Genomic DNA, 19,959 nt, shown 5'->3' with positions numbered 1-19,959 from the left:
TAGTTTATTGTGCTGTGACTGCTTGATCTTTTCCCGCTGCTAAAAAATCGATGACAAGTTTGTTCACAATTTCTGGTTGGTCCGTTTGTGCTTGGTGACCGCAGTTTTCGATATATTCGAATTTAATGTTCGGTAATAATTTCTCAAGCTTATAACCTGTCTCCACTGGTGCAACAGAATCTTGGTTACCCCAAATGAAAATGCTAGGGATTTTTAATTTTGGTAATGCATCTTTGATGCAGTAACGATCCCATAGCTTTGGATCTTCATTCATTTTTGCTAAGTAAGCATCGAACGCTTGATTTGATTCTCTTACGCCTGGGCGGGTTGCTGCTTGATGACGCAGTTGAATTAGTTCTTCCGGTATGACTGTGTCTTCACTTGAATTGCGGTACATAAATTTCCGTAATGATTCTTCTGTATAGTCGTAACCAATCACTTCTAAGAATGAACGGAGCTTTCTTTCGGGTACTTCCTGCATTGCTTGATACATGGTATTACTGCCGATGTAAACAACCCTATTTACCTTTTCCGGGTGGTCAATTGCATATTTAGCCGCAATGTAAGCACCTTGAGAGTTGCCTACAAGTGATACCTCATCTAGGCATAATGCTTCAATAAAATCATGTACATGGTCCACTAAGCTTTGATGTCCATTTACTGGCCATGCGTGAGGGCGTGCATCTGTGAACCCCATTGATAGTTGGTCTACTGCATATGCGCGAAAGCCAGCTTTTGCTAATGCAGGTAACATAAAACGCCAGCCCGCTGCGCCGCAAGCTCCGGGTCCTGCACCATGTAATAAAATTACAGCTGGTCCTTCTGTTCCGGCCCAGGAATAATGTGTACGTACACCGTTTGCTAATACGAAGCTATTATGGAATCCTTCAAAAATTGTCATCGTTTTGCCCCCTGTACTGATTAGTTGTTATTTTCTGTTTTGAGTATAACTGTTGAAAATTTTAAATATAATAGTGATTTTTATTGTATAAATAGTAATAATCTTTAAAATTTATTGAAAATTGGAATTTGTTTTTGTAATATGGGAAATAGAATACCAAAGGGGATGTGATTTTAATGAGTGAAATTGCATTTGATTCTAGCGAAACGAAAAATATTTTAATGTCTGCAAATGCCTTCCACACATTAAAAAACAATTTATTTAACAACATTGGATCTCATAAAACGAAAGGCTTTTTATTCCGATTTGGTAAAGAGTTTGGGATGGAATCAGCCAAAAATAATTTCCAAAATAAAAACTCGGTGAATCCTGTCGGTAAAAGACATTCGCGCTTAGGTCACGTAAAAGATGTTATTTTCAAGGGGGAAATTGTGCGTCATCAGGACGGCACGGTTGAATGTATCGATACGTGGGGGCAATGGGTAGAATCATTCGAAGCAGCATTACACCTGAAAAATTACGGTTTAGCAGATGAATGTGTTTGTCACATGTTATGCGGCTTTGCAAGTGGTGCATTGACATATGAGTTTGGCGAGTCAATTATTGCAATTGAGTATAAATGCGTCGCAAAAGGTGATCCATGCTGCGAGTTTAAAGTTCGATTGGAGCGCGATTGGCTCAATGAGAAGGAAGAACTTATTCACCTTTATCAAAACGACAACATATTATCCGAGCTTGAAATGACATATGATGCACTTTTGCATCATAAGCAGATGCTTGAAAAGATTTCAATATTTCATGGTCAACTCACGCAAAAAGTTACAGATAAGCATTCAATGGATGAAATAGTACAGGCTGCATACGAGCTGGTGAACATCCCGATTTTGATTGAGGATATTCACGGCACTAGTTTAAGTCAAGTTGGTTTAACGGAGGAACAACAGCTAGTAATAAAAAAAGATAAGGCGAAATTATCGCAGTTTGTCGATAAGCACAACGTTTTGAATTACAAGGGAGATAAATACTGGAAGTTGACAGCACCAGTTCTTATTAATAAAAAAAGTTATGGCACTTGTTCGTTTATTTACTTTGATGAAAAGCATATGGATGAAAACGACCACCTATTTTTAGAACGTATTTCAACGGTCGTGGCGTTATGTATTTTATACGAAGAGGCGCAGTTTGAAGAGCAGCAACGTATGCGCAGCTCACTATTAGAGCGCTTAATTCATAATCGAAATATTAAAGATATCGAATCTTACTATAAATTTTTGCCGTTTAAGTTTCAGCCTCCATTTTCTACAGGTATTATTAGTGTAAAAAAGAAAAAGAAAAATCATGAAATTATTGACATTCATGAACAGCTGACAGAGTTATCTAAGCTGGCAAAAGAGTGGGATTTATCATGTATTTTTGCAGTACTCGGGGAGGAAATTGCTCTCCTTAACTCACTAAATAGCGATAGGCAGGGTTGGCAAAAGAAGATCACGAAAATTTTTCAAAAGATGGAGAAGCAAAATAGCAATTATAAATATTCAATCGGTCTTAGCGGAACGTTTAGCAACTTTAAAGATTTCGAACGTTCTTTACAAGAGGCACGTGTCGCACAGCGCTTTCCAAACCAGAAGCTGCTAACGGAATACGAAGATTTAGGTATGCTTGGTGATATCGTAAAGAACATGAGCATTGAGCAGCTGCATGAAATGGCGAAAAAGACGTTAAAAGATTTATACAATTTCGATGATCCACGTAAAAAGGAATTGTTGCACACGCTTTACGTCTATTTATTAAATAGCCAACGCTTAAAAGAAACGATGGATGAGTTGACGTTATCAATCGGCGGTATCCAATATCGTATAAAGCAAATTGAGGAACAGCTGCAAATTTCACTGAAAAACGCGTCAACAGCAGCCTATACTTTATTAGTTATTCAGGCGCTAATATTGTCGGATAGCTTAAACTTTGAGGAATTTGCAAGATAAAAAACAAAAAAGACTGTAGACAAACTCATTTTTTTTGAGTTTGTCTACAGTCTTTTACACGAGCAAGCCCATGTTGAATTTATTGCTCTACAACAATGTCTAAGTTCATTTGATCTTCTTCAGCAGCACGACTTGCGTCTTCTTTTTCAGTTGCTGTAATTTTTAATTTACGTGTAGCTAATAACACGATTGCAGACACAATATATAAACTAACTATAACTAACACCCCTGCGTTGAAGCCAGAGCGAACGTCATCACCTGCAAGTGTGATCAAGTAACCAGTAATCCATGGACCAATTATACCAGCCATACTTGCAATCGCTAATGAAATACCTGTTACACTACCTACTAAGTTTTTCGGGATGATCAACGTTTTAATCGCAGCATTTAACGGTAATAAGCTTGTGTTCATTATTAAGCCTACCCCTAAGAAAATACATGCTAAAACTGGTGAAGATACAATGGTTGTCATTGCGTAAGAGGCAGCACCAACAAGTAATACCGTAACTAATACACGGTCATAAGATTTGATAAGGCTTTTATTTTTCTTAAATAAGACGTCTGTAAATTTTCCTGCACAAATTGCGAATACTGTACCAGCAATGCCCATTCCAGCGAATATTAAGCTCATACTTTGCTGCTTAAGGCCAACGATTTGTGTTAAGTAAGTTGGTGCCCATGTAAGAACCCAAGTTGTAATCCACATTGATACGAAACCTATAACTAAAATTGATAATACATACGGGTTGAATAATACTTTTAATATATACTTGAATGGTACTTCCTTGTTAGAAGCTAAAGATTTTACGTCCTCGACCAGTGGCTGCTTTGGTTCGTCTCTCATAAAGAAGAAGAAGAGTGCCCATGCAAAGCTTGCTACTCCTAACATTGCGAAAGTATGCTGCCAGCCTAAGTTTGTAATTCCCATAACTAAAATTGGTGCTGCTAAATACGTACCAACTGTTGTACCGGAAGTCATAATAGCTGTGGCAACACCACGTTGTGCACTAGTGAACCATCGTGCAAGGTGTACTAGGCAAAAACCAAGCGTAGAACCCTCGAAGAAACCTAAGACAACACGGAGTAAAATTAAGTGTGGCAACGTTTCGACAAAATACGCACTTGCTAATGAAATTGTCCAGCCAGTAGCAATCATCATTAATAAATATTTTGAGTTGAAACGATACGTTAATGTACCTAAAACAATACTTCCGACAGCGTATGCAGCGAAGAAGCTACTTCCCACCAAACCAAACTGATCGTAAGATAAATTTAGTTCAGACATGATTGGTTCTGCGGCTAAGCCTAAAACTGATTTATCCGTATAGTTTAAAACAGATAGCAAGAATAGAAATCCTAATACAACCCAACGCATGTAAAATCCCCCTTGAATTACCGTATTTTCTCATCCACATCATTTCGTGATAATATTATCAGATTCTTCCGAAAATTCTTCAGGTAACTGTTTTTCTTCAAGTTAATGTTAGCGTTTTCAAAAAATTCATTTCACACCTCCCTTATGTTTTACTAGACATACTTTTAAAACAAACTATAGCATCTTATCAGAAAATCCGGAGTTCGAATCTTCCATGAAATGAATTCTATTTGATAAAAAAGAGATTGACAAGAAAAAAAAGATTGATAGTTAATTTGTGTTTGCCGGAGAACAAAAAAGAAGTAATAGAATCCCAGTTCCAAAAAGCAAAACTTTTGACATTGCGATATATTGATAAATCTGAATTTTTCTGAATATTTTTCATGTGAAAATTCAAATATAGATTTGTGTAAATTTTATTGTTTTTATTTGAATTTTCAATAAAAAATACCATGATAATTTTAAATGGACTCATTTATGATTAAATCAATCGATTACGAATGGGGGAATTGGGATGGATGATCGTTTATTTAGAAATGCAATGGGGAAGTTTGCGACAGGGGTTACAGTTCTTTTAACAGAAAACGAGGGAGAAACACATGGAATGACAGCAAACGGTTTTATGTCAGTATCATTGGATCCGAAGCTTGTCTTAATTTCTATTGGACATAAAGCAAAATTTCTAGAGAAAGTTTCACAATCTAAAAAGTATACAGTAAATATTTTAGCGGAGGATCAAGAGCATTATTCACGTCATTTTGCTGGGAGACCTGGTGAAGTAGTTGAATTTGAAACGTTAGCTGGGCTGCCAGTATTAAAAGGGGCTATCACTCAAATCGCATGTGAAGTCGTATCAGAACATATAGAGGGTGACCATACATTATTCATTGGTAAAGTAGTAGATTTACGGCTTGAGGATAAAGATCCGTTATTGTTCTTCAGTGGTAAATATTGTCAATTGACAGAGGTAGAAACAGTTAAGTCCTAAAAGGAGAATTGTCTATGAATATTCAAACCATAGCTGAAGCATTGCTTGAAGCGGAACGTACGAAACAGCCAATTGCTCCCTTAACCGAAACCTATGAAAATATTACAGTTGCTGAGGCTTATGCAGTGCAATTAGAGCAAATTCATCAAAAGATTGAAAACGGGGCCACAGTGAAAGGGTTAAAGATCGGGTTAACGAGTAAAGTGATGCAAGAAATGTTGAATGTTTATACACCAGACTATGGCTGTATTTTAGATACAATGGTATATGACGAGGCAGATGGTTTAGTTGCTGAGTCTTTTATTCAGCCAAAGGTAGAGTTTGAGATTGCGTTTGTTTTTAATAGAGAGTTAAAAGGGCCACAAGTGACGGTGCAAGATGTAATTGATGCAACAGCCTATGTAGTACCAGCAGTCGAAGTAATCGACAGCCGCATTGAGAATTGGAAAATAAAATTTGAGGATACAGTGGCAGACAATGGGTCTTCCGCCGGTGCGATCTTAGGTCAAAAGCGGACGCTACTTAAAGACATTGAAGACATTACAAATATTCCAATGATTGTAAAGAAAAATGGTGAATTTTTAGACGAAGCAACGAGCTCAGCTGTGTTAGGGAACCCACTCAATGCAGTTGTTTGGTTAGCAAATGAAGTGAGTGCCTTTGGCATTTCTATCGAGCCGGGCATGTTTGTCTTATCAGGAGCGCTATCAAAAGCTGTTACCTTTAAAACAGGTGATAAATTCGAAGTTGATTTCGGCATACTTGGAAAAGTAAAAGTTAACATTTTGGAAGAAGATTTAATTTATAAAGCAGCACAAAATTTAGCAAGATGAAAGAAAAAGGAGAGAATCGCAATGAAGGTAATCTATGTGAATGCTAATAACTTACAAGAGATTAGACAGTCATCTCCTAATGTAGCAATGGCCCTTGGTTACTTTGATGGTGTGCATTTAGGGCATCAAAAGGTAATTCAAACAGCTAAAGAAAAAGCAAAAGCACAAAATTTATCACTAGCGGTTCTCTCTTTTTTCCCGCATCCCAAAAGTGTTTTATGTTCGGACATAGCAATCTCATATCTTGAGCCACTAGAACAAAAAATTGAAAAGTTAGAAAAACTTGAAGTGGATATTTTTTATATTGTAGAATTTACAAAGGAATTAGCTAAAGTAGAAGCAAACGATTTTTTAGATGATTATGTTATAGGTTTGAATGCTAAGGAAATTATTTGTGGTTTTGACTACACATATGGTGCAAAAGCAAGTGGTACCGTTAAAACACTGGCAGATTATGCTGCTGCACATCAAGTAGGCCTAACGGTTGTTGAGGAGCTAAAGTGGAATAATCAAAAAATTAGTTCGACATTGATTCGGAAGCACTTGATAGAAAGAAAGCTTAGTGAATTACCCAATTTACTAGGAGGCTTTTACAAAACTAAATATTGTCAAAAGAATGGTATCCTGCCAAATTATTCGTTACCGAATGTTGGTAGTTATAAAGTATTGATTGAAGATCGACATGCATCTATTGAGTGTGTTGCAACTGTAAAGTGTAAAAAATATATTCAGATTCATCATGAAATGTCGATACTATCCAATTTATTAACGATAGAATGGGTTGAGCAATTAAAAACAATACCAAGCTGATTATTCAGCCTTTGATTTATGTTGATTGTAGTCCATTCTACAATTTCCCTTCTTAAATAGGATAATATTAATAGAAGCGTTAATAATCCCAAAAATAAACTGACCCTGATTTCGTGAAAAAATACTTTTACGATTTTGGGGTCTTTTTCCTGTAAACCGTTATCAGTCCAGTATTCTTCCCATTTTCTTTTCGAATCTTTTTTATGAATTTGATAAAAAGTGCTTAGTCATGGTATAAGTGTAAAAGGAGCAGAGACATTCTGCTTTTTAATTTTGGGATAAGGGATTGACCAGTTAACCGATAATGAGAGGATTTGAATATATATATGAAAGAAAATTTTTGGCGTGATTTACCACGACCATTTTTTGTACTTGCACCAATGGAAGATGTGACAGATCTTGTTTTTCGCCATGTAGTAAGTGCAGCTGGTCGACCTGATGTATTTTTCACAGAGTTTACAAACTCGGATAGCTATTGTCATCCAGAGGGCATGAAAAGTGTGCGTGGCCGTTTGACTTTTACAGAAGATGAACAGCCAATTGTGGCACATATTTGGGGAGATAATCCTGAATATTTCCGTCAAATGAGTATTGGGATGGCAGAACTAGGATTTAAAGGCATCGATATTAATATGGGCTGCCCTGTACCGAATGTGGCATCGCGAGGAAAAGGCAGCGGGCTTATTCTGCGTCCAGACGTAGCGGCAGAACTTATTCAAGCAGCAAAAGCGGGTGGACTGCCTGTAAGTGTGAAAACACGACTTGGCGATAAGGACATTCAGGAGTGGGAGGAGTGGCTAACGCATATTTTAAAACAGGATATTGCAAACCTTTCTATTCATTTACGTACAAGACAGGAAATGAGCCAAGTCCCTGCGCATTGGGAGCTAATTCCGGAGATCAAAAAATTACTTGACACGATCGCACCAAATACGCTACTAACAATCAATGGAGACATTCCTGACCGTCAAACTGGGCTGCAGCTTGCTGAAAAATATGATATTGATGGCGTTATGATTGGGCGGGGTATTTTTAAAAATCCTTTTGCATTTGAAAAAGAGCCAAAAGAGCATAGTAGTAAAGAATACCTTGATCTTTTAAGACTGCAGCTTGATCTTCAGGATCAATATGCGGAAGTACTGCCGCGTTCCATCACAGGGCTTCACCGCTTTTTCAAAATTTATGTCAAAGGATTCCCTGGAGCTGCAGAATTAAGGAATCAATTGATGAACACGAAATCAACAGATGAAGTGCGTGCATTACTCGATAACTTTGGGACAAAGAATGTTGATGGGACAGAGGAATAGTAGAAGGAGGTCTTTCCGGTTTTTGCCGACAAGACCTTCTTTTTTGTTATAGTAAAAGTCTTTTACTATAATTGAGCCTATAACCAGTACACAGTACGTATTTGAAATTTATCAATACCCAAAACCTATACAAGGATGTGTACGATGCACTATACGACTGAACGGACACGACGCCAAATTATACAAAGCTTTATACATGTGTTGCAATCGAAAAGATTCTCTTCAATCACGATAAAAGATATATGTGATGATGCATTGATTCATCGGACTACGTTTTATCGTTATTATGAAGATAAGTACAGTCTGTTAAGAGATTTTATTTATCATTTATCTGAAGAGATTATTAGCAGAAATAAAAAATCGAATACTGACACTTTTAGGTTTCTAGTTGATTATGTCGAAGACCATTTTGTGTTATTTGAAAACACTTTGTTAGGATCTGAAGGGCATATATTTTTCAAAAGCATGGTGAAAATTGCAAGTGATATTATGCGTGAACACTCCAAAACAGGAGATGACCCGATATCAACTAAAATCAATCAGTCGAAGTATCCTGATGTGATGTGTGAGTTATATGCCGTGGCATTTATGACGATTCTACAAAATTGGGTGAGTAAAGAATACAATTACGAAAAAGAGGAGTTGTTTGAAATCTTTAAACAGGTGATGTTTTAATGAGACAAAATTGTATAAATGTAGTATTTTGAGGCACTTGTTTCATTTTGCTTTTTGAACCCATCCTCATCCCTTGATATAGTGACTAATGTGAAAAAGGATTTCTTTGATGTAACGGACTTACGGGACAAAACAAACAGACAAAATAACAACGGGGAGGATACAAGGGTGAATAAAATCATAAAAAGGCGTTGGGCGATTTTTTCAATTTGGTTAATTGCCACCATATTGCTCACTGTCTTTCAGCCGGACATCAATGCCATTCTAAGGGAAAAAGGGCAGCAAGGAACAAGCAGTGAAAGCCCTTCTGTTATCGCAGACAATATCCTGAAAAAGATGGATACGACGAAAGGCACAAACAACATCATCGTTTTTTATGATAAAAATAAAATTTCTAACGCTGAAATGAAAATTATCGGTGATACGATAATGGAAATTAGTGATAGCAAGAAAGGGCTTGGGATTACGGATATGATTGATCCCTTTAACATGCCTGAGGCGAAAAGCTCATTGGTTTCCAAAGATAAAACAACTGTTATGGTGAGCTTTAAGCTGGATAAGAAAGGCAGAGAAGTCGATGATATCCAGAATGACCTTGATAAGAAGCTCGGTGATGTTCCTGTTGAATATTATTTAAGCGGGGAAGATTTTATCAATAACGACTATCTGAAGGCTTCTCTTGCGGGAGTGGAAAAGAGTGCGGCCTTGACTGTTATCTTTATTTTAGTCGTACTGATTATCACGTTTAGGTCAGTTGTTACGCCTTTGGTTTCATTAGTGGCAGTAGCCTTTTCATATCTTGTTTCTATGGGGATTGCAGCACAATTAATTGACAAAGCCGGTTTTCCAATCACAAGTCTTACTCAAATGCTCCTGGTACTAATCCTCTTTGGTATTGGTACTGATTACAACATTCTTTTGTTTAATCGATTTAGGGAAGAACTGACTCACGGTCATTCCATCGATGAATCAATCGTAAACACGTATAAAACGGCTGGTAAAACGATTGCTTACAGTATACTCACGGTGTTTATTGCTTTCCTTGCTCTCGTTTTTGCCGAATCACCAATATATAAATCCGGTGTCGTTGTCGCAATAGGTGTAACCATCCTGTTGCTTGAAATTTTGACGCTGACTCCTTTTATTATGAAAGTCTTAGGAAAAAAACTTTTCTGGCCATCGAAGAGTATAAGTGGGCATAAGGAAAACAAGTTCTGGGGTACAACATCATCCTTTGCCACAAAGCGTCCACTTATCACAGTGATTGTCATTCTCTTAATTCTGGTGCCAATGGTATATTTGCATGAAGAAAAGCTTAACTTTGATACCGTTGGTGAACTGGGAAACAAATATCCATCTTCGAAAGGATTTAATATTGTTGCGGATCATTTTGGGAAAGGCCAGGCAATGCCTGCAACGGTTGTGATTGAAAATAGTAAAGCGTTAAATAATAATGAATCACTTGCTGTAATTGATGACGTAACAGAAAGAATTAAAAGTATTGAAGGCGTGAAGCAGGTTTCTTCGGTCACACAGCCTTTGGGTAAGCCAATTGAAGAGTTTTACGTTGATAGTCAGATGAGCTCTGTTACGGATGGTGTGTCACAGACTCAAAATGGTGTCGATCAAATAAATGATGGGCTGAAACTGGCTCAAGAAAAGCTAGGAGCGGCAGATTTTTCTCAGGTCAACCAAATGGTTGATGGTACAGCAAAGCTTGAAGAAGGTATGATTGCCTTAACAAATGGGTTAATCCAAATTCAGAATGGTATCGATAATGGATCAAGTTCTTCACAAACAATTACTAGCGGTATTGCTGCCATTGAAACAAATCTCACAAAAATGAGCAGCGGCGTATCACTGTTAGCAGATAATTATAGGAAAATGCAGGCTGGTTACGCTGAGATGGGGACTCACTATCAGGGTGCAGCACAGGCTCTTCTGGGAGTAAAAAGTGCACTTTCACAGATGCAATTCATGGTGACAGAACTGGGTAAAAGTTATTCCGGTGCCGACTCTGATGGGAATTTTCAAGGATTAAAGCTAACAATTGACCAATTATCCTCGTCATTAAGTCAGATTACACCTGAAGGAATTCAAACATTAAATGAAAATTATAATGCTGCAACTACAGGATTTGCTGAAACCAATAAAAATCTTTCCAGTATCAGCGACGGCATATCCCAAATGGCAGCCGGTTTGAAACAGCTCGAAAGCGGCCTTGATCAAGCCTCTTCAGGAATAGGGACTATTGTAGCCAATATGAAAACTGTAGCCTCAGGGCTCGGTGAGATGAAAAGTGGTCAGCAGCAGCTTGCCGATGGTCTCAATGGGTTCAGCATCTTTGGACAACAACTTTCTGAAGTAAACGGCGGATTAAAGCAAATTTCTGACGGACTTGGGCAAACGAATGGATTCTTAACACAGTATAAAACAAATAAAACTTTCTTTATTCCAAAGGAAGCCTTGAACGACAAAAACTTTGAAAAATCGTTGGACTCATTTATGTCTGAGGATAGAAAAATTACCAAAATGATCATTGTATTAAAAGATGATCCTTATTCAAAAGAAGCTTTAAGTACCATTAATAAAATTAATGCAGAGGTTTCTAATGGACTGAAAGGCAATAATCTTTCAGATGCTAAGTTTGGCACATCTGGACCAAGTGCTACAACCAAAGATATGAATGATGTATTAAGCAGGGATTTAAACAGATCGACGACGATTGTCATTATCGGAGTTTTGCTGGTACTGTTCTTCGTTATTCGGTCGTTCTGGACACCAGTTTTCATAACGGCATCGCTTTTAGGTTCCTACTATGCGGCGATGTTCATCATAAATTATATATTTATAGATTTGCAGGGGCTTGAAGGGATTTCCTCCTTTGTTCCTTTCTTCTCGTTTATCATTATTGTCGCCTTGGGAGTAGACTACAGTATCTTTTTAATGATGCGCTTTAAGGAATACCCTCATATGTCGCAGAAGGAGGCAATTGTTACGGCTTCAAGACATATAGGCGGTGTCATTATTGCTGCAGTCATCATCCTTGGAGGCACATTTGCGACACTTATGCCTTCTGGAATCATCCTTTTATCTGAATTGGCCATAGCGGTCATTACAGGACTGATTGTACTTTGCTTTGTACTGCTTCCTATCTTTTTACCAGCTATGATCGCCCTGCCAGATACCTTGGTGAACGTATTCTCTAGAAAAAAGAAAGCTGACTTAAATTTAGAGGAAAAAGTAATATAAATAAAAAGCCGACTTACTTGTTAAAAAAAGGAAGTCGGCTTTTCCTTTGAGGTTCACAGAATTGTAGAAAAGCCTTTGAAAAGACTGAATTTATCTAAGGTCTAATATGATATTATTCTATCAAATAGGTTCTAGACAAATGAGAATAACGATAAAAAAATTACACTTCCAAACTTTTGATGTTTCTGTCCTCCATCATTTCCCGATTAAAACAATGTGTTTATGATAACCTCTAATAGTAAATTCTACTTTCAAATGATGATAATCTTATTGAACAACCTCCATATCGAATCTTCACATTTTCCTGCCGTAACACCCATTTATTCCAATAGTTTACTAACAAAACTTGAAGGGAGTGGTAACCATGTAAACATATAATCATTTATAAGTTTCCTAAGACAAATAAATTTATGAAGGAGGATCACTAATGGGTCATGATATTTCAGGATTCAATAATTCAGGAGAAGAAATTGCTTACGCTCGTTTTAGCATGGGGAATTATAATTCTACCATCCTTTACAGTTTACTAGACGCAAATCAATTCTATGCAGGAGTTAGCGGGTCAGGTAAAAGTTCCACCTTTTCAATTAATCAACTTGAAAAAGCATTAAATACCTACAATCAATTATATGGAAACGGTAAATCCCTATCAGAAAGAGATTGGGATCTAAAACAAATCCAGGATTTTATCCAAAACTGTTTGGCAACTGCTCAAAAAGAAGGGAGGGTAAATGTGTATTTCGGCTAATGTTTTATGCTATAAATTCTATCATTATCATTATCTTCTTATGTAACATATTGGAAAATACCTCCAGATAATCTTTTCATTTCTTATCTCCCCAAAACAATAATCATCTTTAGTTAAATCTAGTAGAATAATGTTATAATAGGATCGGTTCTTCAAATACAACTTCCCAGCTGAGGGGATTCCAAGGTATTATAGCTTATAGCCCAATTGAGTTTTTAAGTTGGGCTATTTTGTTTTTAATTATATGGTGGCAATCAACTATATTGAAATCCTTCCATTTTAGTCCCAAGTATTTACAGGTTTGGTGAGGGTGCCACGGACCGCACTAAAGGATGGGTGAAAATGTTTAATTTAGCAGCATTAATGCTTGAAAAGGTCGGTATCATAGTCATTGTGGCTTTTTTGCTTTCGCAAATGAAGTCATTTCGTCATATTATTCAAACCAAACACAATACAAATGAGAGAATCTTGCTTATTTTACTTTTTGGTGCCTTCGGGATCATTAGTAATTATACAGGGGTTGAAGTTCATTATAATTCTATTAATAGAGCAACGTGGCTTTCTGAATTAGAACATGAGAGTGCACTGGCAAATACAAGAGTGATGGGGGTTGTCATAGGTGGTTTGCTTGGTGGCCCGATGGTTGGTGTTGGTGCAGGATTGATTGCTGGAATGCATCGTTACACGCTTGGCGGTTTCACTGCATTTTCCTGCGGAATTTCTACTATCTTAGCTGGGATTATTGCAGGCTACTTTGGTAGAAAAAGAAAACTGATGGGAAAACAAATTACTGCAGGATTTGCTGTAATGATAGGCATGATATTGGAATCCGTACAAATGTTACTCATTCTTGTTTTTGCTAAACCGTTTGAACAAGCATGGAGCCTTGTAGAGTTTATTAGCTTACCGATGATATTTGGCAATGGATTAGGTACATTGCTATTTATGTTCATAATTAGAGCAATTAAACGTGATAAAGAGGTTACTCGTGCAAATCAAACCAACCTGGCCTTTCTTATTGCCGATCAAACCCTGCCATATTTTCGACAAGGCTTGAATATCCATTCCTGCGGGGAGATAGCGGAAATTATGCTAAAACTAACCGATGCTGATGCGGTTTCAGTTACAGATGACCATCAAGTCCTAGCTCATGTCGGCGCAGCTTTAGACCACCATATCCCTAAGTCAAAACCGGAGACCGGTTTGACAAAAAAGGTGCTTGAAAGCGGCAAAATTTCAATCGCAAGATCGAAGAAGGAAATTCTCTGCGTTCATCATGATTGTCCTTTAGAAGCCGCCATTGTCCTGCCGTTGAAGGTGAAAAATAAAATCGTCGGTACATTAAAAATGTACTATACTGAGCCGGAAAAATTAGATAAGGTACAGCAGGAATTAGCAGAGGGACTTGCTAATCTTTTTTCTACACAGCTCGAGCTTGCTGAAGCAGAAAGACAGACGAAGCTATTGAAAGATGCAGAAATAAAAGCCTTACAGGCACAAATCCATCCGCACTTTTTATTTAATAGTATCAATACAATCTCAGCACTTTGTCGAACAGATGCAGATAAAGCTCGTAAATTACTGTTGGAGCTCAGTTCATTTTTTCGTGGAAATCTCCAAGGAGCAAGGCAGATGCTCCTCCCGCTGGAAAAGGAATTAGCAAATGTCAGGGCTTATCTATCTTTGGAACAGACCCGTTTTCCGAATAAGTATTTCGTAGATTTTCAAATTGAACCAGGTCTCGAAGAGCTGTTGATTCCTCCGTTTACCCTGCAGCCATTGGTAGAAAATGCAATACATTATGGCTTTCCTAGAAGTAAATCCGAAGGGAAAATAGCAATCCGGATTTTTTTCGAAAATAATCAATTGCAAATTATTGTTGCTGATAACGGAAAGGGCATCCCTAGAGATAGGATTGGAGTGTTAGGGAAGCAAATCGTAGATTCGAAAAAAGGAAATGGCACAGCTCTTTTTAATATAAATGAACGTCTTAAAGGAATTTACAATGGTCAAGCCTATTTAACTATTGAAAGTGAAGTGGACCATGGAACAACAGTGATGATTTCCATTCCGCAAGACTATAAAGGAGTTTTTGATCAAAATGCTTAAAGCTTACATAGTGGATGATGAACCATTAGCAAGAGATGAATTAAAATACTTGCTGGTACGCAGCAAGCAGGTGTTCGTCATAGGTGAAAGTGATTGTGTCGAGGATGCTATTGCAGATATTCTTGGGTTAAAACCAGATATTGTCTTCCTAGATATTGAACTGGCTGATGAGAGCGGATTGGACTTAGCGAAGCAAATAGAAAACCTTAATCCAGCTCCAGCGACTATTTTTGCTACTGCTTACGATGAATTTGCCCTTAAGGCCTTTGAATTAAACGCGGTGGATTATATATTAAAGCCCTTTGATGAAGAACGGATTAATAAAACTCTGAAAAAAATTAAAAAGATAAAGAAAATCGGAGATCATGATTTTCCCATTTACTCCTCTGAGAATAACATCCAAAATGGGAAAATTGCGGTCCTTGTCGATGAAAGAATTATTTTATTACCCAATGCTGACATTGTTTATTTAGAATCCAGTGAGGGTAAGTGCGCAATCGAAACAATGGACCAAAAGTACACAGTAAGTGAGGCACTTGTCGTATTAGAGAAAAAGTTACCTAACACCAAATTTCTTCGCGTCCACCGCAGTTTCATTGTAAACATCGATCATATAGTAGAGATAGAGCCTTGGTTTAACTCTACCTATAATCTAATCATGAAAAACGACTCAAAGGTTCCCGTCAGCCGAACCTATGTAAAAGAATTGAAGCAGATGTTAGGGTTTTAAATTTTAGTTTTTTATTTCCAATCATTGTATTTCATCTGTTGTTTTTTGCAATTCACCTTCCCATTTGTGCAAGTTATTTTGAAAATGAAATAAAAGCGTTTTCATTTTGTAAGATAATGATTGTATAAGAAGTAATGGAGGGAGAATGAGAAATGAATGCGATTTCAATCGTAATAGGTTCAATATGTATCCTCTTAATCGTTTATCGTTTATATGGCACCTTTATGGCGGCAAAGGTTTTGAAGCTTACTGATTCAAAGCCGACACCTGCTCAGAAATTAGAAGATGGACAAGATTATGTACCTACAAATAAATGGGTTGTATTTGGTCACCATTTTGCTGCGATTGCTGCAGCTGGCCCTTTAGTTGGTCCAATCTTGGCAGCACAATTCGGTTATTTACCAGGCCTGCTTTGGCTGTTAATTGGTGCAGTAATTGGTGGAGCGGTCCACGATATGGTCGTTCTCTTTGCATCAATGCGCAGAGATGGAAAATCTTTATCAGAGGTTGCAAAGGAAGAACTCGGTCCTGTAGCTGGATTCTGTACAGGATTAGCGATGTTATTCATCATCACTATTACGATGGCTGGTCTGTCAATGGTTGTATTGGGTGCACTTGAAAGAAACCCATGGGGAACATTCGCAGTTGGAATCACCATTCCGATTGCAATGGGTGTTGGATTATACCATAAGAAGACCGGCAATTTAAAACTAGCTACAACTGTTGGTTTCATTCTAATCATGGCAGCAATCGTTTGGGGACCAAATATTCAAGGTACATGGTTAGGAGATTTGCTAACACTAGAAAAAAGCACGCTTGCTCTTATACTGCCAATCTATGCATTTTTTGCGGCAGCATTACCAGTTTGGTTATTGCTGGCACCACGTGATTATTTAAGTACATTTATGAAGATTGGGGTATTCGCAGCATTGATCGTCGGGGTATTCATTGTAAACCCGGAAGTTCAATTTCCTGCATTTACAGAGTTTATTAATGGCGGTGGTCCTGTTGTTGCTGGTCCAGTTTGGCCGTTTATCTCGATTACAATTGCCTGCGGAGCAATTTCAGGATTCCACGCATTCGTTGGGTCTGGTACAACACCGAAGATGGTCAGCCGCTGGGGTGACATTAAAGGTGTAGCTTTTGGAGCAATGCTTGTTGAATGCTTAGTGGCAATTATGGCTTTAATTGCTGCCATCTCTCTACAGCCAGGCGATTATTTTGCAATCAATTCCACACCTGAGAAATTCGCAACACTTGGAATGGAGACAGTTGAACTGAACCAACTCGAGGAAAAGGTTGGAATGGACCTTGAAGGAAGAACAGGTGGAGCCGTTACTCTCGCTGTAGGGATGACATACATCTTCGCAGCAGTTCCATTTTTTGCAAAATTAGCATCCTATTTCTATCAATTTGTCATTCTATTTGAGGCTGTCTTTATCTTAACTGCGATTGATTCAGGAACGAGGGTTGCTCGCTATCTTATTCAAGATTTCCTTGGAGACTTTATTAGACCATTAAAACGTACAGATTCACTCGGAGCAAATATCTTTGCCAGTGCATTAGCCTGCTTCGTCTGGGGATATCTTCTTTTCTCAGGGGACATCAGCTCCGTCTGGGCACTATTTGGTGTATCAAACCAATTAATGGCTTCTATTGGACTGATTGTCGGAGCGACAGTAGTCCTAAAGATTGCCGAAAAGCGCTGGTACATGCTTACATGTCTAATCCCTCTAGCATATTTATTTGTAACCGTAATGGTAGCGGGTTACTGGATGGTTAAAAACGTCTATTTCAATGCAGATAATGCTGGTTTCAGTGTATTAAACGGTATTCTTTCTATTACCATGCTCATCCTTGGTATAGTAATTATGGTTGCTTCAATTAACAAATGGATTAAGCTTTGGAAGATTCCACAAAATGTATTAGTAAAACAATCGGAAAAAGAAGTAGCATAAATAACAAGCACCCATTCGACTAAATGAATGGGTGCTGTTTTTTTATAGGGGTTCCTCATTGAAGTTTTGCGGAAATAGATTTAAAGAAACCGAAACCAGTTAATTTAAGTATAAGTTTCTCCTTGCCTCTAATACTTTTTTGTACATAGATAGATAAAATTATCGATTATAACCTCATTAAATTGGTTTAACGTTTTAGGTTTTCCAGGGACTGCAACTTGTTCCTGAATACCTGGAGCACAACAAGCCTTTACCTCAAGCGTCTTTACGGTCAATTGATTGCCTTTTGACTTTATCCACTGTTTTGATTCAGTATCCAATTCAACATTCATCGATTTTTGCTCCCTTTGTTCTTTCATTAAGTATAATATAGTAGTTTTGTTATAGACCATTAGATACTCGAGGAATGGGACTTTTTGATTAAAAAAAGTGAAAAATGTAGTTTCATGGAAGAAAAAGCAGGATTTTAATTTTTAAAAATGAATATATATAGCAACTAGTATCTCCAGTCCGTCGAAGTTGTTTTGACATACGATTAATGAAATAGGAAAACCAATGAATTCTTTCCACCAGGAAGACCTTCCCTTAACTCAGAAAAGGATCAGAATCATTTTATTCATCCAGCCCAATTAATTTATGAAAGAAGGTATACCGTATGAACGAAAAGTTTTTTGCTGACTATAAAAAATTTATTGTTGCACCGGTCGATGAAAAGCTAAATGGTAAAGAATCATTTGATCCAAAAAATTATGCTTCACATTATATCATGACACTGTCTATATTTGATTCGCGTATAACGACTTTGAAAGATGCTGGTAAATATGAAATAGATGTTGAAAAAAGTATTAAAACGGTTCTGAAGGAATTTAATATAAAGCACCATGAAAGGTACCATCTTCAATTACTTGAATTAGATAAGTTTAAAAACTATTTTGTATTGGCTCTTTCCTCAAAAACAGAATTTGAAACAAATGAAGAAAATGAAAGAATATCTTTTATTGTTGATAAAATGCTAACGAACCCTTTTTATGTTGGACAAGGGTGGTTCAATTTAATAGGTGAAAAAGGAAGAATAGCACGTAAGCTCTTTTGTTGTTCTTTTATGAAATATGTAATAGAGAACCAAGATCATTTAAAAATAGACAAAAAGTTTGAAAGCATCAATGGATTCATCTCAAAAAATGATGAGATTAAGCTTGTAAAAAATTTTTAAAAGTTGGGTGTTTCTTGCAGATAGGTATAAAAGAAGAAGCAGGAACCCGTTAATGGGCAGCCTGCTTCTTCTATTGGTTATGAAGATTTTAGTAAAGGGTATAAACTTAAACGTTCGTATTTAATCTTGCCTCCAATTCCTGTCTAATCTTGCTTTCATTTTTTTCATATTTAATGTATTTAAACATAATAATTGCACCTACAGCAAAGAAAAAAAGCCGGTAACCAAGTGAAGCAAAACTTGATTGCTGCTAATGATTGAGATGTTTGTTCAGCATTTGCAACATAACCAGCAGCACCTAGTATTAATGAAGGAATAAAGCTGCCTAATCCTGGACCCAGCTTAATACAGAAAGAAATTCCCACTGCTGTCAAAAATCCGCTGGCTCTAACACCGTTTTTCCACTCACCATAATTGACAGTATCTGAAAGCATTGCAAAAGGCAAAGTACTGCTATACCGGTACCCAGTGAAGCTATTGTCCATCCAATAATTATCATCGTGATGTTACTTCCTGCGAACCCAATAATGATTTGCCCCAAGGCTGCCAATGACAATCCGATAATTTGTGTAGGGGTCTTTATAAAGCGTTTAACTAGATATGGCAACACGGTGATAGAAAGCATTTGAACAACCACAAGACCGTTTAAAATAGAGGCCAAATTCTTATATCCTAAATTATACTGACTATAATAAATTACTGTTGACGCTCTGGCCATGTTTCCTATCCAATAGAAAATGAATACTAAAACCAATGTAATCCATGGCCAATTTCCTTTAACCGCACGAAAACTTTCACGAATTGAGATTGATTTAGCTTTCTGTGAATTGCTAATTTCTCTTGTTCCACTAAAAGCGAAAAGAAGAAGCAGGACAGCTGCAACTGCAAAAATTCCTACAGTCATACTAAATCTTAATTTATCGTTACCTTGTCCAAAGAAATCAACCAAAGGAAGTTAAACCACCCCATAATGAGTAAATCATATAAGAGAGTGCTTCCCACCAGCGATCTGGATTTTGTGCTCTAAAGTTTCGTAAAGTTTGTAATTTGATTGCTTTAGTCTAAGAGATTAAGATGG

General features: G+C 37.2%; 15 protein-coding genes and 1 pseudogene. 12 read left to right on the top strand and 4 right to left on the bottom strand.

Going from position 1 to position 19,959, the window contains the following annotated elements:
* Positions 1 to 4: 4 nt before the first annotated feature.
* Complete coding sequence (locus F4694_RS25180) at positions 5 to 901, bottom strand: alpha/beta fold hydrolase (protein WP_179602664.1); 897 nt, start codon at positions 899 to 901, stop codon at positions 5 to 7.
* Between the two features lie 176 nt (positions 902 to 1,077).
* On the opposite strand from F4694_RS25180, the gene F4694_RS25175 reads away from it, so the two are divergent.
* Complete coding sequence (locus F4694_RS25175; protein WP_179602663.1) at positions 1,078 to 2,883, top strand: V4R domain-containing protein; 1,806 nt, start codon at positions 1,078 to 1,080, stop codon at positions 2,881 to 2,883.
* A gap of 79 nt (positions 2,884 to 2,962) precedes the next feature.
* Here F4694_RS25175 and F4694_RS25170 read toward each other — a convergent pair whose 3' ends face one another.
* Positions 2,963 to 4,258, bottom strand: coding sequence for an MFS transporter (locus F4694_RS25170; RefSeq protein WP_179602662.1), 1,296 nt, complete (start codon positions 4,256 to 4,258; stop codon positions 2,963 to 2,965).
* Between the two features lie 514 nt (positions 4,259 to 4,772).
* On the opposite strand from F4694_RS25170, the gene F4694_RS25165 reads away from it, so the two are divergent.
* The 10 genes from F4694_RS25165 (at position 4,773) to F4694_RS25120 (ending at position 17,668) form a co-directional block, all read left to right on the top strand.
* Entirely contained in the window at positions 4,773 to 5,246 is a 474-nt protein-coding gene (locus F4694_RS25165) for a flavin reductase family protein (RefSeq protein WP_179602661.1), read from the top strand.
* A 14-nt stretch (positions 5,247 to 5,260) separates the two neighbouring features.
* Positions 5,261 to 6,079 carry a 2-keto-4-pentenoate hydratase gene (locus F4694_RS25160; RefSeq protein WP_179602660.1) on the top strand — a complete coding sequence of 273 codons (819 nt, stop codon included), beginning with the start codon at positions 5,261 to 5,263 and terminating at the stop codon, positions 6,077 to 6,079.
* A gap of 21 nt (positions 6,080 to 6,100) precedes the next feature.
* The gene (locus F4694_RS25155; RefSeq protein ID WP_179602659.1) at positions 6,101 to 6,889 is read left to right on the top strand and encodes an FAD synthetase family protein; all 789 of its coding nucleotides are present in this window, start codon (positions 6,101 to 6,103) and stop codon (positions 6,887 to 6,889) included.
* A 326-nt stretch (positions 6,890 to 7,215) separates the two neighbouring features.
* Positions 7,216 to 8,196 carry a tRNA dihydrouridine synthase gene (locus F4694_RS25150; RefSeq protein WP_179602658.1) on the top strand — a complete coding sequence of 327 codons (981 nt, stop codon included), beginning with the start codon at positions 7,216 to 7,218 and terminating at the stop codon, positions 8,194 to 8,196.
* A gap of 144 nt (positions 8,197 to 8,340) precedes the next feature.
* Positions 8,341 to 8,871 (top strand): TetR/AcrR family transcriptional regulator, encoded by a 531-nt coding sequence (locus F4694_RS25145; RefSeq protein WP_179602657.1) that lies wholly within the window; start codon positions 8,341 to 8,343, stop codon positions 8,869 to 8,871.
* Between the two features lie 168 nt (positions 8,872 to 9,039).
* The gene (locus tag F4694_RS25140; protein WP_179602656.1) at positions 9,040 to 12,123 is read left to right on the top strand and encodes an MMPL family transporter; all 3,084 of its coding nucleotides are present in this window, start codon (positions 9,040 to 9,042) and stop codon (positions 12,121 to 12,123) included.
* Positions 12,124 to 12,550: 427 nt separating this feature from the next.
* Positions 12,551 to 12,871: a hypothetical protein gene (locus F4694_RS25135; RefSeq protein ID WP_179602655.1), complete on the top strand. Its 321-nt coding sequence runs from the start codon at positions 12,551 to 12,553 to the stop codon at positions 12,869 to 12,871.
* A gap of 342 nt (positions 12,872 to 13,213) precedes the next feature.
* On the top strand, positions 13,214 to 14,980 hold the full coding sequence (locus F4694_RS25130) for a sensor histidine kinase (RefSeq protein WP_179602654.1): 1,767 nt from the start codon (positions 13,214 to 13,216) through the stop codon (positions 14,978 to 14,980).
* A complete protein-coding gene (locus F4694_RS25125; protein WP_179602653.1) occupies positions 14,973 to 15,710 on the top strand; it encodes a LytR/AlgR family response regulator transcription factor in 738 nt (245 codons plus the stop codon). Before F4694_RS25130 ends, F4694_RS25125 begins: the two co-directional genes overlap by 8 nt.
* Before the next feature lie 152 nt (positions 15,711 to 15,862).
* The gene (locus F4694_RS25120; protein ID WP_179602652.1) at positions 15,863 to 17,668 is read left to right on the top strand and encodes a carbon starvation CstA family protein; all 1,806 of its coding nucleotides are present in this window, start codon (positions 15,863 to 15,865) and stop codon (positions 17,666 to 17,668) included.
* A gap of 128 nt (positions 17,669 to 17,796) precedes the next feature.
* On the opposite strand, the gene F4694_RS25115 is transcribed toward F4694_RS25120, so the two are convergent.
* Entirely contained in the window at positions 17,797 to 18,000 is a 204-nt protein-coding gene (locus F4694_RS25115; RefSeq protein WP_257029387.1) for a hypothetical protein, read from the bottom strand.
* Between the two features lie 323 nt (positions 18,001 to 18,323).
* On the opposite strand from F4694_RS25115, the gene F4694_RS25110 reads away from it, so the two are divergent.
* A complete protein-coding gene (locus F4694_RS25110; protein WP_179602651.1) occupies positions 18,324 to 18,881 on the top strand; it encodes a hypothetical protein in 558 nt (185 codons plus the stop codon).
* A gap of 179 nt (positions 18,882 to 19,060) precedes the next feature.
* On the opposite strand, the pseudogene F4694_RS25100 reads toward F4694_RS25110, so the two are convergent.
* Positions 19,061 to 19,785: pseudogene (locus tag F4694_RS25100) on the bottom strand (MFS transporter).
* Between the last annotated feature and the right edge of the window lie 174 nt (positions 19,786 to 19,959).

Origin of the sequence: Neobacillus driksii (genome assembly GCF_013409995.1) — a bacterium.
Taxonomy (GTDB): Bacteria; Bacillota; Bacilli; order Bacillales; family Cytobacillaceae; genus Neobacillus; species Neobacillus driksii.
The sequence above is the reverse complement of the archived record's forward strand: the minus strand, read 5'-3'. Positions and strand labels throughout refer to the sequence as shown.

Bases quoted from the DNA above. Each gene is read 5' to 3' on its own strand.
- F4694_RS25180 (WP_179602664.1), bottom strand. From the start codon at position 901: ATGACAATTTTTGAAGGATTCCATAATAGCTTCGTATTAGCAAACGGT.
- F4694_RS25175 (WP_179602663.1), top strand. From the start codon at position 1,078: ATGAGTGAAATTGCATTTGATTCTAGCGAAACGAAAAATATTTTAATG.
- F4694_RS25170 (WP_179602662.1), bottom strand. From the start codon at position 4,258: ATGCGTTGGGTTGTATTAGGATTTCTATTCTTGCTATCTGTTTTAAAC.
- F4694_RS25165 (WP_179602661.1), top strand. From the start codon at position 4,773: ATGGATGATCGTTTATTTAGAAATGCAATGGGGAAGTTTGCGACAGGG.
- F4694_RS25160 (WP_179602660.1), top strand. From the start codon at position 5,261: ATGAATATTCAAACCATAGCTGAAGCATTGCTTGAAGCGGAACGTACG.
- F4694_RS25155 (WP_179602659.1), top strand. From the start codon at position 6,101: ATGAAGGTAATCTATGTGAATGCTAATAACTTACAAGAGATTAGACAG.
- F4694_RS25150 (WP_179602658.1), top strand. From the start codon at position 7,216: ATGAAAGAAAATTTTTGGCGTGATTTACCACGACCATTTTTTGTACTT.
- F4694_RS25145 (WP_179602657.1), top strand. From the start codon at position 8,341: ATGCACTATACGACTGAACGGACACGACGCCAAATTATACAAAGCTTT.
- F4694_RS25135 (WP_179602655.1), top strand. From the start codon at position 12,551: ATGGGTCATGATATTTCAGGATTCAATAATTCAGGAGAAGAAATTGCT.
- F4694_RS25130 (WP_179602654.1), top strand. From the start codon at position 13,214: ATGTTTAATTTAGCAGCATTAATGCTTGAAAAGGTCGGTATCATAGTC.
- F4694_RS25125 (WP_179602653.1), top strand. From the start codon at position 14,973: ATGCTTAAAGCTTACATAGTGGATGATGAACCATTAGCAAGAGATGAA.
- F4694_RS25120 (WP_179602652.1), top strand. From the start codon at position 15,863: ATGAATGCGATTTCAATCGTAATAGGTTCAATATGTATCCTCTTAATC.
- F4694_RS25115 (WP_257029387.1), bottom strand. From the start codon at position 18,000: ATGAATGTTGAATTGGATACTGAATCAAAACAGTGGATAAAGTCAAAA.
- F4694_RS25110 (WP_179602651.1), top strand. From the start codon at position 18,324: ATGAACGAAAAGTTTTTTGCTGACTATAAAAAATTTATTGTTGCACCG.